15 protein-coding genes are annotated in these 14,910 nt (G+C 55.6%); 7 read left to right on the forward strand and 8 right to left on the reverse strand.

What is annotated here, in order from left to right; all coding sequences use genetic code 11:
* Positions 1–23 precede the first annotated feature (23 nt).
* The 6 genes from HNR75_RS02025 to nudF all read right to left on the reverse strand — a co-directional run bounded on the left by HNR75_RS02025 (position 24) and on the right by nudF (position 4,781).
* Positions 24–227 (reverse strand): CopG family transcriptional regulator, encoded by a 204-nt coding sequence (locus HNR75_RS02025; RefSeq protein ID WP_188025335.1) that lies wholly within the window; start codon positions 225–227, stop codon positions 24–26.
* 74 nt (positions 228–301) lie between these two features.
* Complete coding sequence (gene parE / locus HNR75_RS02030; RefSeq protein WP_188025336.1) at positions 302–2,191, reverse strand: DNA topoisomerase IV subunit B; 1,890 nt, start codon at positions 2,189–2,191, stop codon at positions 302–304.
* 19 nt (positions 2,192–2,210) lie between these two features.
* Positions 2,211–2,786, reverse strand: coding sequence for a YqiA/YcfP family alpha/beta fold hydrolase (locus tag HNR75_RS02035; RefSeq protein ID WP_188025337.1), 576 nt, complete (start codon positions 2,784–2,786; stop codon positions 2,211–2,213).
* 1 nt (position 2,787) lies between these two features.
* Entirely contained in the window at positions 2,788–3,612 is an 825-nt protein-coding gene (gene cpdA / locus HNR75_RS02040) for a 3',5'-cyclic-AMP phosphodiesterase (RefSeq protein ID WP_188025338.1), read from the reverse strand.
* 87 nt (positions 3,613–3,699) lie between these two features.
* Entirely contained in the window at positions 3,700–4,068 is a 369-nt protein-coding gene (locus HNR75_RS02045; protein WP_246358701.1) for a DUF1249 domain-containing protein, read from the reverse strand.
* A 71-nt stretch (positions 4,069–4,139) separates the two neighbouring features.
* Positions 4,140–4,781 carry an ADP-ribose diphosphatase gene (gene nudF / locus HNR75_RS02050; protein WP_188025340.1) on the reverse strand — a complete coding sequence of 214 codons (642 nt, stop codon included), beginning with the start codon at positions 4,779–4,781 and terminating at the stop codon, positions 4,140–4,142.
* A gap of 185 nt (positions 4,782–4,966) precedes the next feature.
* On the opposite strand from nudF, the gene HNR75_RS02055 reads away from it, so the two are divergent.
* The 6 genes from HNR75_RS02055 to tehA are packed head-to-tail and all read left to right on the forward strand — an operon-like array spanning position 4,967 to position 10,939.
* Positions 4,967–5,629 carry a CerR family C-terminal domain-containing protein gene (locus tag HNR75_RS02055; RefSeq protein ID WP_188025341.1) on the forward strand — a complete coding sequence of 221 codons (663 nt, stop codon included), beginning with the start codon at positions 4,967–4,969 and terminating at the stop codon, positions 5,627–5,629.
* Positions 5,622–6,578: an HlyD family secretion protein gene (locus HNR75_RS02060; RefSeq protein WP_188025342.1), complete on the forward strand. Its 957-nt coding sequence runs from the start codon at positions 5,622–5,624 to the stop codon at positions 6,576–6,578. Before HNR75_RS02055 ends, HNR75_RS02060 begins: the two co-directional genes overlap by 8 nt.
* Before the next feature lie 3 nt (positions 6,579–6,581).
* Positions 6,582–7,508, forward strand: coding sequence for an ABC transporter ATP-binding protein (locus HNR75_RS02065; protein ID WP_188025343.1), 927 nt, complete (start codon positions 6,582–6,584; stop codon positions 7,506–7,508).
* Positions 7,509–7,516: 8 nt separating this feature from the next.
* Entirely contained in the window at positions 7,517–8,653 is a 1,137-nt protein-coding gene (locus HNR75_RS02070) for an ABC transporter permease (RefSeq protein WP_188025344.1), read from the forward strand.
* Positions 8,654–8,672: 19 nt separating this feature from the next.
* Positions 8,673–9,986, forward strand: a complete 1,314-nt coding sequence (gene tolC, locus HNR75_RS02075) for an outer membrane channel protein TolC (RefSeq protein ID WP_188025345.1) — start codon at positions 8,673–8,675, stop codon at positions 9,984–9,986.
* Positions 9,983–10,939, forward strand: a complete 957-nt coding sequence (tehA, locus tag HNR75_RS02080) for a dicarboxylate transporter/tellurite-resistance protein TehA (protein ID WP_188025346.1) — start codon at positions 9,983–9,985, stop codon at positions 10,937–10,939. Before tolC ends, tehA begins: the two co-directional genes overlap by 4 nt.
* 16 nt (positions 10,940–10,955) lie before the next feature.
* Here tehA and HNR75_RS02085 read toward each other — a convergent pair whose 3' ends face one another.
* Positions 10,956–12,230 (reverse strand): ferredoxin reductase family protein, encoded by a 1,275-nt coding sequence (locus tag HNR75_RS02085; RefSeq protein ID WP_188025347.1) that lies wholly within the window; start codon positions 12,228–12,230, stop codon positions 10,956–10,958.
* 121 nt (positions 12,231–12,351) lie between these two features.
* Positions 12,352–13,791, reverse strand: a complete 1,440-nt coding sequence (gene hldE / locus HNR75_RS02090) for a bifunctional D-glycero-beta-D-manno-heptose-7-phosphate kinase/D-glycero-beta-D-manno-heptose 1-phosphate adenylyltransferase HldE (protein ID WP_188025424.1) — start codon at positions 13,789–13,791, stop codon at positions 12,352–12,354.
* 141 nt (positions 13,792–13,932) lie between these two features.
* Here hldE and lpxL point away from each other — a divergent pair, with 141 nt between their 5' ends.
* On the forward strand, positions 13,933–14,886 hold the full coding sequence (lpxL, locus tag HNR75_RS02095) for an LpxL/LpxP family Kdo(2)-lipid IV(A) lauroyl/palmitoleoyl acyltransferase (RefSeq protein ID WP_188025348.1): 954 nt from the start codon (positions 13,933–13,935) through the stop codon (positions 14,884–14,886).
* Positions 14,887–14,910 lie beyond the last annotated feature (24 nt).

Consider the following 14,910-nt stretch of genomic DNA (forward strand, 5'->3'; position numbering starts at 1 on the left):
ATTAAGAGGAAGCAGACCGCGTCTCAGGACGCGGTCTCATCGGTTTTGACTTTTACACCCAGCTTGCTTTTGGTCGCATAGCTGACACCATGTTCATCCAGATAATCGCGGATCATCTGACGAACGACCTGCGACGGCGTCAGATCCTGCGCCGTACAGAGATCTTCAAAGGCTTTTTTCTTCACCGGATCAATCAGTAAAGTTAACCGCGCGGTCTTTTTTTCCATCGGCGAACGCTCTGTATGTTAATAAGATTAACATACATTATAGCGGGATGACCACACAGGCTCCAGCGGCAAAACTACCCGATATCCGCCAGATTGCCCTTGGTTTCCAGCCACTCACGACGATCGCCGGAGCGTTTCTTCGCCAGCAGCATATCCATCAGCTGCATGGTTTCCTCCGTTTCATCCAGTGTCAGCTGAACTAAGCGGCGGGTGTTCGGATCCATGGTGGTTTCCCGCAGCTGTTTCGGGTTCATTTCACCCAGACCTTTAAAGCGGGTAACCTGTGGGGTGCCGCGTTTCTTCTCGGCTTTCAGCCGCTCCAGAACACCCTGCTTCTCGTCTTCATCCAGCGCGTAATAAACCTCTTTGCCCAGATCGATACGGAACAGCGGCGGCATGGCGACATAGACATGACCGTTTTCCACCAGCGAGCGGAAATGTTTGACGAACAGCGCGCACAGCAAGGTGGCGATGTGCAGACCGTCCGAATCCGCATCGGCGAGAATACAGACCTTGCCGTAACGCAGCCCGCTCAGATCGTCGGAATCCGGATCCATGCCGATGGCGACCGAGATGTCATGCACTTCCTGCGACGCCAGCACTTCCGACGCATCCACTTCCCAGGTATTCAGGATCTTGCCACGCAGCGGCATGATCGCCTGAAACTCACGTTCCCGCGCCTGCTTGGCACTACCGCCTGCCGAATCCCCTTCCACCAGGAACAGTTCACCCTGCAGCGGATCGGAACAGTTACAGTCGGTCAGTTTGCCGGGCAGTGCCGGTCCCTGCGTGATCTTCTTGCGCACCACGGTTTTCGCGGCCCGCAGGCGACGCTGGGCGCTGCTGATACACAGTTCTGCCAGCTGCTCGGCCAGTTCGATGTTGGCGTTCAGCCACAGACTAAAGGCATCTTTCACCACACCGGAGACAAATGCCGCACTCTGGCGGGAAGACAAACGCTCTTTGGTTTGACCGGCAAATTGTGGATCCTGCATCTTGATCGACAGAATATAGGCACAGCGATCCCAGATATCATCCGGCGTCAGTTTGACACCGCGCGGCAGCAGATTACGGAATTCGCAGAACTCGCGCATCGCATCCAGCAGACCCTGACGCAGACCGTTGACATGGGTACCACCCTGCACCGTCGGGATCAGGTTGACATAGGATTCGCTGATCAGTTCGCCGCCTTCCGGCAGCCAGCACAGCGCCCAGTCCACGGCCGAATTATCGGCACTGAACTGGCCGGTAAACGGTTGTTCCGGCAGACGTACAAACTCTTTTAAGTTATCCAGCAGATAGTCGCGCAGACCATCCTGATAGCACCAGTCGTAGGTCTGCTGATTGACCTTATCGTCAAAATGAATGGTCAACCCCGGACACAGCACTGCCTTGGCTTTGAGAATATGTACCAGACTGCGGGCCGAAAATTTTGGTGAGTCGAAATACTTCTCTTCCGGCCAGAATTTCACGCGGGTACCGGTATTGCGCTTGCCGCAGGTGCCGGTGATGGTCAGATCCGAGACTTTCTCGCCCTGCTCGAACGCCATTTCATAGACGTTACCATCGCGGCGCACGGTGACTTCCACGCGGCGTGACAAGGCGTTGACCACCGAGATCCCCACCCCGTGCAGACCCCCGGAGAACTGATAGTTGCTATTGGAAAATTTACCGCCGGCATGCAATTTACACATGATCAGCTCGACCGCCGGCACCCCTTCTTCTGGGTGAATATCGACCGGCATACCACGGCCGTCATCGATCACTTCCAGCGACTGGTCTTCATACAGAATGACATCAATCCGGCTGGCATGACCCGCCAGCGCCTCGTCGACGCTGTTATCAATGACTTCCTGGCCGAGATGGTTCGGACGGGTAGTATCGGTGTACATACCGGGGCGACGACGCACCGGTTCAAGACCATTGAGTACCTCAATGGATTCAGCGGTATAAGCTTGAGTCATGGTAGTCCGTGAGTACGGTTTATAACTGCAGGAATCTTACAATCTGAGCACAGTAACGTTCAAATTCTGTGAAGGCGTGATTACCGCCCAGCTCTACTGTAGTTCGTGCAAAATGATAAAATTGTAATGCGTTGCGATAGTCTAGCACTTCATCGCCCTGTTGCTGTAACAGCCAGATCCGTTCCGGATACTGCAATACCGGCAGATCCAGCGCCCGCAGCTCCTCCACGTGATGCGGCTCCAGCAGATATTCTTCCCCGGTATAAGGGTTACGCTGCGGCCCGAGCAGTTGTTGCAGCAGATAATGCGGATGCACCGCCGGGTTGATGACCACAGCCTTGTGTCCGTAAACTTCCGCCACTTTGGTGGCCCAGAAACCGCCCATGGAGCTGCCGACCAGCCCAATCTTGCGCTCGCCCAGAGCTGCCAGTGTCTCCTGTATCGCCTGCCAGGATGCTGCCGGGGTATTCGGCAGTTTCGGTACACAGACCTGGATATCCGGCAGTTCCTGTGCCAGATAGTCGGTCATTTGCCGGGCTTTAACTGAATTCGGGGTGGAATTAAAACCGTGCAGATAAATCAGCGTAGGTGACATCTCAATAGCCTGTAGATTGTAAATCAGGAACAAACCGGCCGGGTTCAAGACGCCAGACCTGGGTCGCAATACGCCCATCCGGATACAGCTGCAGATAACGCCAGCCGGGAGACATGCCATCCAGTGAAAAATCCACACTCAGTGGTTTGAACTGAATACAGGTGGAGGGTGAGGTCAGAAAACGGATCCCCTGATGATACTGATCATACTCTTGATGTACATGGCCGCAGAGCACCGCTTTAACCCGCGGATAACGCGCCAGTATCGCCAGAAAATCATTGGCATTCTTCAGATCGTGCTGATCCAGCCAGATCGAACCAATGGGAAAGGTATGATGGTGCAGACAAATCAGGGCATGCTTTTCCGGATGCTGTTGCAGTGCGGCTTCCAGTTGTTCCAGTTGCAGATGACTCAGCCAGCCGTGCGGCGTACCGTAAACCTGGCTGTCGAGCAGGATCACTTGCCAGTGTTCGCTCACCAGCCGCATTTCCGGACGGATGCCGGCCGCCAGCAGTTCATTTTGCATCAGGACGCGGTGATCGTGGTTACCCGGCAGCCAGTGGATCGGTTTCGGCAATGCCGCTGATGCCATACGGGCAAAACGCTGATAGGAGTCTGCGGAGTGATCCTGTGACAGATCCCCTGTTGCAAGCACCACATCATACGGCTGCGGCAATTCAGTAATGGCATCCAGTACTGCCTGAAAACTCTCTGCCGTGGCAATGCCTAGCAGATCCCGGTCGGAACCAGCGAACAGATGCGTATCTGAAATCTGCAATAGCCGAACGACGCCATCGTCCTGGTTATTTAATGTGCAGGTTTCCAAAATCTCTCTCTATATTTGTTTGCGGACAACGCCTTCATTTACCCTTCATGCATGGCAATCCGGGTAACTGGCATCATCACTTTATTATTAATATGCCAGCGCCTGAGCGCTATACCCGTGTGCCAGACAGAAACGCAACCATTCTGCCAGAAAGTGATTACACTGCTCTTTTTCATCCCGCTGATGCATAGCCGGATTAGGATAATCATAGCTGGGGAGTAGACGGGAAATCTGCTGACTGACACACACTTCCGCCATACGCGCATCGTGGTATAGCCGAACTTGCATATGACTTCTCAGAAAATCAGGTAACTCGTCATTGTGCTGGCAAATTTCCAGCAACGTGGTGTAGCGGGTATTTTCCAGAATGCGAACCGCGAATTGTAATGATTGTGCGACGTTATACAACCTCGCACCGCCATCTTCTGTTGAAGGTAACAACTTCATCAGCGCCATGTAGTTGGTTTCATAGGCCCGGTGCAGTTCAGGCAGATCGGGTACATGGCGTTTGGCTATACAGACTGTCGTCACGATTCACCCAGCCAGCGACGTTGTAATTCGGCATGGTGCAGTTGCAGCCATTGCAGGGCGATCACGGTGGTCGCATTATCAATACGGCCTTCTTCCACCCAGCGGTAAGCCTGCTCGCGGCTGACCACATGTACGCGGATATCCTCGCCTTCATGCGCCAGACCGTGCAGCCCATTGGCCAGAGAGGAATCGACTTTACCGACATACAGATCAATGCGCTCGGTGGTACCGCCCGGGCTGACCATATAGCTCAGGACAAAATCCGCCCGTTGCAGTGTCAGACCTGATTCTTCTTCGGCTTCGCGGTGGATCACTTCGTCCGCCTGTTCACCGGGTTCGATAATGCCCGCCACCAGCTCCAGCAACCACGGATCCTGTTTGGTTTCATACGCGCCAAGACGGAACTGTTCCAGCAAGACCACCTTATCGTTTTCGATATCGTAGGGCAGCACAGCGGCCGCATGGCCCCGCTCGAACATTTCACGCTGGATCACCGGCCCCCAGCCACCGGCAAAAAGTTTATGCCGCAGGTGATAGCGGTTAATGCGGAAGAACCCTTTAAAACAAGGCTCGCATTTAATTATCTCCACATCATTACGATCGTAATGCTGATCTGCAGCCAAGGCCTGATCTGTCATCGTAACCCACTCCCGATCCAATCCCGTACTGGCGATATGCCAAAGAAAGGGCAGGTTACTCCTAAGGTTCCGGCGGAGCAATAGTGAACCTGTATCACAAAAGAATCAGAAAAAATTTTCTGATTCGCTTGCGTCCGGACGCTTTATGCACAATGATTAGAAAAAGTTTTCTAATTGAGGTACCCATGACCGAGTATTCCTCTTTGAATGAATCCGCTGCCAGTGCACACGGGGAAGAAACCCGCCTGAAACTGATTCATGCGGCAACGCCTGAGTTTATCGAACAGGGTTTCCGCGCTGCCCGGGTACAGCAGATCGCCGCGCGGGCCGGTGTCCGCTTATCCGCGATCAATTATTACTTTGGCAGTAAAGAGGGGCTGTATCTGGCTGTGCTGCGTTACCACGGCGAACTGGCCATCACCCAGCAACCGTTGCTGACTGACAATGCCCTGCCGTTGCCGGACCAGTTCCGCTTTCTGATCCACAGCGTGTTGTTACGGATGCTGGACGAACAGCAGGGCTGCCGGATAGCACAACTGGTGCTGCGGGAAATGGCCAATCCGACTGCCGCTCTGGATGATATTTATCAGCGTTTTCAGCAACCCCAGCTGCAGCAGATGTTCAGCCTGTTGCAGCAGATCCTGCCGGACGCCACCCGGGAGACGTTATTACGCTGCGTACTCAGCCTGATGAGTCAGTGCATCATGTATGTGCTGGCCCGCCCGCTGATAATCCGCACCAGCCCGCATCTGCTGACCGATCCCGGCTGGCTGGATGAGATCGAAAACCATATTGTCCGTTTTAGCTGGGCCGGTCTGATGGCCTTACGGGAGGAATCGCATGCGTAAGTACATCCCATTGTTTGCTGCCTTGGGCTTAAGCGCTTGTCAGCCGGCAACGGAGAATACCCTGCCTGGTTATGTCGAAGGCGACTATATCCGGATTGCGACTCCCGTCGCCGGTTATCTGCGGGAGCTGGCGGTCAGCGAAGGACAACAGGTTCAGACCGGCCAGCCGTTGTTCCGTCTGGAAAGCAGTGAAGTCAGCAGCAATCAGCAGGCGGCGCAGGCGACCTTAAAGAAAGCGCAGGCCCAGGCCGCCGATCTCAGTAAAGGCAAACGCAGTGAAGAGATCGCCTCCCTCAACGCCCAGCTCGGTACCGCGCAGGCGGCGTTACGCCTGAGTGAACAGGAGTTGCTGCGCCAGCAACGTCTGCGGAAACAGGGATTCAGCAATCAGGCGACGCTGGATCTGGCAATCAGCAGCCGCTCCCAGGCCGAAGGCAAAGTCCGCGATCTGAAAGCACAGCTGGCGTTGGCCGTACAGGCTGCCCGCTCCGATCTGCGTGAAGCCGCGCAGGCGGATATTACTGCCGCAGAAGCTCAGTTCAGTCATGCCGGCTGGTTACAGGCCCAGACTGCGCCTACCAGCCCGGTGACAGCAACGGTGGAAGAAACCTTATATCAGCTTGGTGAATGGATCCCGGCCGGTTCCCCGGTGGTGACGCTGTTAGCCCCCGAGGCGGTGAAGATCCGGTTCTATATTCCGGAAACAGCGCTGGCGACAATCAAGGCCGGGCAAAACATCGCCATCAGCTGTGATGGCTGCAAGGCGACGATTCCGGCCAGGATCAGTTTTATTGCCAGTAACGCGGAATACACCCCGCCGGTTATCTACAGTAAAGAAAACCGCGCCAAACTGGTGTTTATGGTGGAAGCCAGACCGCTGGATACCAGCACCTTCCCGCTGCATCCCGGACAGCCGGTCGCTGTTGCACTGTCACCAACGGAGCAATAGGCCATGAACAGTGAAAACTGGATCATTGATGTGCAGGGGTTAAACAAGAGCTTCGGTGACAAGCTGGTCGTGGATAACCTGAGTCTGCAGGTACAACGTGGCGAGATCTTCGGTTTTCTCGGGCCGAACGGCAGCGGCAAAACCACCTCGATCCGCATGATGTGCGGTCTGCTGACTCCCGACAGCGGGTCCGGTCATACACTGGGCTATGACATTGTCCGGCAGGCGGCCGATATCAAACGCCATGTCGGTTATATGACGCAGCGCTTCGGCTTGTATGACGATTTAAGCCTGCGGGAAAATCTGGATTTCATTGCCCGCATTTATGGCATGCCGCAGCGGAAACAACGGGTTCAGCAGGCGCTGGAGCGACTGGGTTTGCAGGGGCGCCAGAATCAGCTGGCCGGTACCTTGTCCGGCGGCTGGAAACAACGGCTGGCGCTGGCGGCCTGCATGCTGCACGAACCGCAACTGTTGTTGCTGGATGAACCGACGGCAGGGGTTGATCCGAAAGCCCGCCGCGATTTCTGGGACGAGATCCATGAGCTGGCCGCAGAGGGTATGACCGTGCTGGTTTCCACGCATTACATGGATGAAGCCGAGCGCTGTCATCGTCTCGGTTATATCGCCTATGGCAAACTGTTGGCCGGTGGTACACCGAAAGAGCTGATCCAACAGAGTCAGTTTACGACCTGGCTGGTTGAGGGTGAGGTCGACGTTCTTTTGTCGGTGCTGCAAAACCACCCTGCGATCACCCTGATTACCCGCTTCGGTAACAGCGTGCATATCAATGGCCTGGATGCCTCTGCTTTAGCGAGGGCAATCGAACCATTCCGGCAACGCAGCGATCTGCGCTGGCAATTGATCACACCGCAACTGGAGGATGTGTTCATCCATCTGATGCAGCAAAGTCAGGATAATTTCCGCTAGAGGTGCTTATGAATCAGATAATAAGCTGGCACCGTCTGCTGGCGATGATCGCGAAAGAGTTTATCCAGCTGCGCCGGGATCGACTCACTTTCGCCATGATGCTGGGTATTCCGCTGATCCAGCTGATCCTGTTCGGGTTTGCCATAAATGGCGATCCCAAGCACCTGCCAACCGTCATCGTGGCGCATGAACAGACGCCGTTTACCCGCGCCATCGTGCAGGGATTAGAAAACAGCGCTTATTTTCAGCTGGTCGCAACCGATCTGGGTGAGGCCGAAGCCGATCACTGGCTGGAAGAAGGCGATGCCCAGTTTGCCGTGGTCATTCCGGCCGGATTTGCCAAAAAACTGCAACGCGGAGAACGGCCGCAACTGCTGGTTGCAGCCGATGCCACCGATCCTTCCGCGACCGCCAACGCGATTGGTGCCCTGCAGCAGCTCAGTCAGCAATGGCTGCAATACGAACTGACCGGCGCACTCAGTTCCCTGAATGGTAAGGCGCAACCCTATGAGGTGGTGATCCAGCGGCGGTTTAATCCGGAAGGTCTGACGCAATACAACATTGTGCCCGGCCTGATGGGCGTGATCCTCACCATGACCATGATCATGATGACCGCGCTGGCCGTTACCCGGGAAGTGGAGCGCGGCACGATGGAAAATCTGCTGGCCACCCCGGTGCGGCCACTGGAAGTGATGCTGGGCAAGATCCTGCCTTATGTGCTGATTGGCTTTGTGCAGGTCGCGGTGATCCTTTCGCTGGCAAAGCTCTTGTTCGCAGTGCCATTTATTGGTCCGGCCGGCTGGTTGTTACTGGGCATCCTGGTGTTTATTGCCGCCAACCTCAGCATCGGCATCACCATCTCCAGCGTGGCCCGCAACCAGACCCAGGCGATGCAGATGACCTTTTTCTTTTTTCTGCCATCCATGCTGCTGTCCGGCTTCATGTTCCCGTTCCGTGGCATGCCGTTCTGGGCTCAGCAGATTGGTGAGCTGTTACCCCTGACACACTTTATCCGCTTGATCCGCGGAATTATGCTGAAAGGAAACGGCATGGCGGAAATGTGGCCGCATTTGTGGCCGTTATTACTGTTTTTATTCGCTATGCTGTTAATAGGTGTGCTGCGATTCCGGAAAACGCTGGATTAAAACTGGAGTGAATGATCCGATGAAAAAATCATTATTGTCTGCCCTCATACTGCTGGGGTTTTCCCCGTGGGTGTATGCCGAAAGCCTGCTCGACATCTATCACCAAGCCCGGGAAAAAGATCCGCAGTTGCAGGAAACCCAGGCGCAACGTAATGCCGCCTTTGAAAAAATCAACGAAGCCGATGCCGCCAAACTGCCGCAGATTGGTCTGGATGCGAATGTCAATTATCTGAAATCAAACAATGATGACGCCTATACAGCCCGCACTACCGGTGCGGGGATCACCCTGACCCAGGCGGTATTCCGCCAGTCAATCTGGATGAATTCGGATATCACCAGCAAACAGGCGCTGGCCAGCGATGTCGCACTGAATCTGGAGAAACAGAGCCTGATTTTGCGTACTGCGCAAGCCTATTTCAGTGTGCTGGCCGCACAGGATAGTCTGGAATATTCCCTCGCCAACGAAAAAGCGCTGCAGCGTCAGCTGGATGAAACCCAGCAGCGGTTCGATGTCGGCATGACGGCGATCACCGATGTCCAGGAAGCCAAGGCCGCGCATGATCTGGCGGTGGCTGATACCATCAATACCCAGAACACCCTGTCGAACAGCTATGAAGCGCTGCGCCAGCTGACCGGTACCGAACACCGGTTTCTGGATGTACTGAATACCGAACGCTTCAGCCCCGGTCAAATGACGCAAAGTGCCGATCAATGGCTGAAACAGGCCCAGGATCACAGCCTGACGCTGAACCAGTTACGTATCGCCAAAGACGTGGCCAGACAACAGATTGATCTGGCCAAAACCGGTCATCTGCCGACACTGGATCTGAAGCTGGGCGCCAACTCCGACTACACCGATTATGAAAAAAATACCACTTCGAAGCAGGATGGCACCGTCAATCAGGGCACCATCGGCCTGCAATTCAACCTGCCACTCTATTCCGGCGGCGCGACGCAGTCACAGGTAAAACAGGCGCAGTTTAACTATGTCGCGGCCAGCGAAAATCTGGAAAAGACCTACCGCAGCATGCAGGCGGATCTGTATAAAAACTACAACAACGTGTTCGCCAGTGTCGGTACCATCAAGGCGTATCAGCAATCGGTCATTTCTGCCGACAGCGCCCTGACCGCCACACAGGCCGGTTATCAGGTGGGAACCCGTACCATCGTGGACGTACTGACCGCGACGACCAAACTCTATTTTGCCAAGCAGAAACTCTCCGATGCCCGTTACAACTACATCCTGAATACTCTGCAACTGAAACTGACGGCCGGCATATTGTCGGAACAGGATCTGCTGGACATCAATAACGGACTGATAACGAAAAAATGACACAAAACCGCATTCCCGCTTCTTTCTTTGGCATGGTGCTCGGCCTGTCCGGTCTGGGACAAGCATGGCGTATCGCCGCGCATCTGTGGCAGTTACCGGCGCTGATTGGCGAGAGCCTGCTACTACTCGCCGGCATGGTCTGGGCTGTATTGCTGCTGACTTATTGTTTACAGGCGATCCGTCACTTTGAACTGGTAAAAGCCGAATTTCTGCATCCGGTACAGGGTGGCACCCCCGCATTGCTGGGCGTTTCCACGCTCTTGATCGTCCTGGCGGTATTGCCCTATTCCCTTACCGCCGCATGGCTGCTGACAATAGCGGGTATCAGCTGGCATCTGGTGTTTTCCCTGTGGCATACCGGCACTCTCTGGCAGGGTGGCCGCGACACGCTGGATACCGCGCCCACGCTCTATCTGCCGACCGTCGCCGGTAACTTTACCAGTGCGGCCGCCCTAGGGGCTTTAGGACATGCCGACTGGGGCTGGTTGTTTCTCGGCGCCGGCGTGTTCTCCTGGCTGGCGCTGGAATCACTGATTATTCAGCGCCTATGGCATCCGAAAACCATGCCGGTCGCTCAGCGCCCGTTGCTCGGAATTCAGTTTGCGCCACCGGTCGTCTGTGCCATGGCGTGTCTAATGTTAATACCGGGCAGCACCGAACCCTGGCTGCTGATGCTGTGGGGATATGGATTGTTTCAGTTACTGCTGGGATTACGTCTCGGTCGCTGGCTGGGGGCACAGGCGTTTGCACCCTCTTACTGGGCGTATACCTTCGGTGTTGCTGCCACCACGGTCAGTGGTCTGAAACTGGCGGCCGCCGGATTACCATCCGCACAATGGCTGGCGATCCCTATTTTTGCCGGTGCGAATCTGTTTATTGGTTATCTGGCCTTCCGGACAGTGCAGTTGCTGCTGCGCGGTCAGCTCTATGGAAAAGGGAAAGCCGCCAGATAGCTGGCGGCTCCATTAATCAGCGGAAATCGAACTGTTCGTAATGCAGCTGGGCGGCGGGAACATGTTTTAACAGCATATCCCGCATGGCTTTCGGGCCACAGAACCAGAGCCGGGTATCTTCATCGATCTCCAGACGTGTCGGATCCAGAAAGCCGTCGGTTTGCCGATCGACGATGGTGAGTCTGACCCCGGTCTGTTTCGCCAGTTGCTGCAGACGCTCGGCGAACAGGATCTCCTGCTGGCTGTTCACACAGTAATAGAGATGCGCGCCCGGTCGGTGATACCCCTCTGCGGCCAGCCCTTCCAGCCAGGCCAGAAACGGCGTGATGCCAATGCCACCGGCAATCCAGTACTCCTGACCACCGGACTCTGGCAGCACAAACCGGCCATACGGCCCTTCCACCGTGACCTCATCGCCCACCTGCACCTGTTCTGACAACTGGCGGGTATAATCGCCCAATGCCTTGATCGCAAAAATGATGCTGCCATTCTGCACATCTTCGCGCACAATCGTGAACGGGTGCGATCCTTCGTCTTTATGCAGTGTCAGCAGGGCAAACTGCCCCGGCAGATACTCGTCCTGAAAGTCCATCGGTAGTGCCACTTCGATCTCCAGCACATTACCTTCATGCTGACGCAGTGCGATGACTTCGCCCTGATAACGCTGTAAGCGGCCAATCTGGCCGAACAGACTCCACAAGGCAGCCAACGACCCCAGCACACCGGCGGTCAGCGTCAGCAGGCCAAACGGCGCCCAGCGGGTGTCATCAGGTAACAGATAAATACTGTGGAAGGCCGCCAGCAGAAACAGTACCGCACCGACTTTGTGGATCTGGCGGAAACGGCCATAGGGCAGGACTTTAACCAGACTGATGATCATGAACAGGATCATGGCATAGAAGCAGTATTCCCCGGCCTCTTTGGCAATACCACGCCAGGCATCCGGTACATGTGTGCCCGCCGGTCTTGGCCCTAACGTGATAAGACCCCAGTCCACCAGCCAGCGGGGTGATTTGGTCAGCAGCCAGTGCAGCAGTACCATGCTGCCGGCAGTGATACCGCTCCATTTATGCAACTGATACAGATGATCCAAGCCCCCTAACCGCTGTTCCAGCCAGGACGGACGGGTCGCCATCAGCATTAACGCCCCCATCAGGGCAAGCGCCAGAATGCCGGTTAACTGAATGCCCTGATTACGCCAGAACAGAAACCCCTGTTGCAGCGCATCGGTGGGTAACGCTAAAACCCAGCAGATGAGAGAAATGACAAGAAGTGAAATCAGATAACGCATATAAAGACATCCTTTTAGTCCCGGATATCTTTAAGTAAAACAAAGAGTCGTGGCAAAGCTGTGCCACAAGTGTGACAAAGTGCAACACCCTGCTCCGAACGGAACAGGGTGTTACCTCAATTTACCGGCATTCGCGTTCGATGATGGTTTTGACGATGTTGCTGGTCGAACAGCCATCTTCAAAATGCAGCACCCGAACCTCGCCGCCATTAGCGGTCACTTCGGCATAACCGGCAATATCCTCCGGCTGGTAGTCACCGCCTTTCACCAGCAGATCCGGCAGGATCTCGGCGATCACGCGCTGCGGCGTGTCTTCGGTAAACGGCACCACCCAGTCCACTGAATCCAGTGCCGCCAGGACCGCCATCCGTTGATCTTCCGGTACAATCGGGCGTTTTTCGCCTTTCAGACGACGCACCGAGGCATCGTCATTCACCGCCACGATCAGGCGATCACCCAGTTTATGTGCCGCCTTCAGATAAGAGACATGCCCGGCATGCAGAATATCGAAGCAACCGTTGGTCATGACGATTTTCTCGCCACGGCGACGCGCCGCCAGCACAGCGGTTTTCAGCTCGGCTTCATTCATCACCCCGAACGCCTGCTCCATGCTGCTGTGTTCATGCAGCGCCTGCGCCAGCTCCTGCGGACTCACGGTGGAAGTACCGAGTTTCGCCACCACGACCCCGGCTGCACAGTTGGCAATCGCACAGGCTTCTTCCAGCGATTTGCCGGCCGACAGGGCGGTTGCCAGCGCACCGACCACGGTATCACCGGCGCCGGTCACATCGAACACTTCGCGTGCCTGAGTGCGCAGCGTCAGCACCGCACCGCCACGGCGCACCAGCAGCATGCCGTTTTCGGAACGGGTTACCAGCAGCGCTTCCAGATCGAGTTCATTCAGCAGATTTTTCGCTTTCTCGATCAGATCATCTTCGTTCTTCACTTTGCCGACGATGGTTTCAAACTCCAGCATATTGGGTTTGATCAAGGTCGCACCGCGGTATTTCTCAAAGCTGGTACCTTTCGGATCAATCAGTACCGGCACCTTGTGTTTCCGTGCCAGCTGAATAATATCCTGCACGCAGGTCAGTGCCCCTTTGGCATAGTCGGAAAGGATCAGCACATCAAAATCCGGCAGGGCCGCATCCAGTTTTGCCAGCAACGGCGCCGGATCAGCCGTGGCGAACGAATCTTCAAAATCCAGGCGGATCAGTTGCTGATTACCACTGAGAATACGCAGCTTGGTAATGGTCGGCAGGTCCGCGACCTTGACCAGATCCGAGGCCACCTTGTGTCCCGCCAGTTTCGCTTCCAGACTATCCGCCGCCTCATCCTGACCGACAAAACCCAGCAGTGTCGTTTTACCGCCCAGCGCCGCGACGTTTAAGGCGACGTTGGCCGCGCCACCAGGGCGATCCTCATTTTTTTCGACTTTTACCACCGGTACCGGGGCTTCGGGGGAAATACGACGGGTCGGACCACTCCAGTAGCGATCCAGCATGATATCGCCGACCACCAGCACACGGGCAGCGGAAAAATCAGGTAAGGTAATGCGCATAGTCATGATGTTTACTCAATACTGACTCTGAATTGCGCGCAGTCTATCACAGCCCGGATGATGATTCGCCTCCCTGAGCGCCATTTGCTAAACTGGGGAGGCTTTTATCATTTTCTAAACCTAATTTTCCGGTCATCTGCCATGCAAGCGACACAGTTACCCGATTCCGCTCCACGTCTGACAGCCAGCCTGTTTCATCCGCGTTACTGGCCACAATGGTTCGGGCAGGCCGTATTATGGCTGATCGTGCAGTTACCCTACCCGGTCCTGATGCAGCTGGGTGCCGCGCTGGGCTGGTTCACCATGAAGATCCTACCGCGCCGGGTCCGGATTGCGCGCACCAACCTGCAACTGGCCTTCCCGGAATGGGACGAGGCGACCCGGGAACAGCAAATCCGGGAAAATTTTGCCAACGTCGGCCGGGCGATATTTGAAACCGGGATGGCCTGGTTCTGGCCGGATCGTCGGATCCGCAAGGTCATGCAGGTGGTGGGCGCGGAGCATGTCGAACAGGCCGTCGCCAATAAACAGGGGATGCTGCTGTTATCCGCCCATTTTATGACGCTGGAGCTGAATGCCCGCATGTTCGGCCTGCTGCGCCCGGGCGTCGGCGTCTACCGCCCCAACACCAATCCGGTACTGGAGTACGCGCAGTATCATGGCCGCTGCAAGAGCAACAAATATCTGGTCAACCGGGATGACGTGAAAGGCATGATCAAGGCCTTGCGTCAGGGAGAAGCGCTCTGGTATGCCCCGGATCATGATTACGGTCCGCGGGCCAGTGTCTTCGTCCCGTTCCTGGCCGTCCGTGATGCCGCCACGGTTACCGGCACCGCCACACTGGCTCGGGTAAAAAACAGTGTCGTTCTGCCCTGCTACAACATCCGTCTGCCAAAAGGCGGCTATCAGCTGATCATCGAACCACCACTGCAGAACTATCCGACCGGTGATGAGATAACCGATGCCACCCGCAGCAATCAGGTGCTGGAAGAGGCCGTCCGTAAAGCGCCGGCCCAGTATATGTGGCTGCACCGGCGCTTCAAAACCCGTCCGGACGGCACCAAATTCCGATATAACCCCGGCGAGCAACGCTGAAAAATATCGCGTGAGTACATTTAG

It is taken from the genome of Tolumonas osonensis (assembly GCF_014202415.1).
Classification (GTDB): Bacteria; Pseudomonadota; Gammaproteobacteria; order Enterobacterales; family Aeromonadaceae; genus Tolumonas; species Tolumonas osonensis.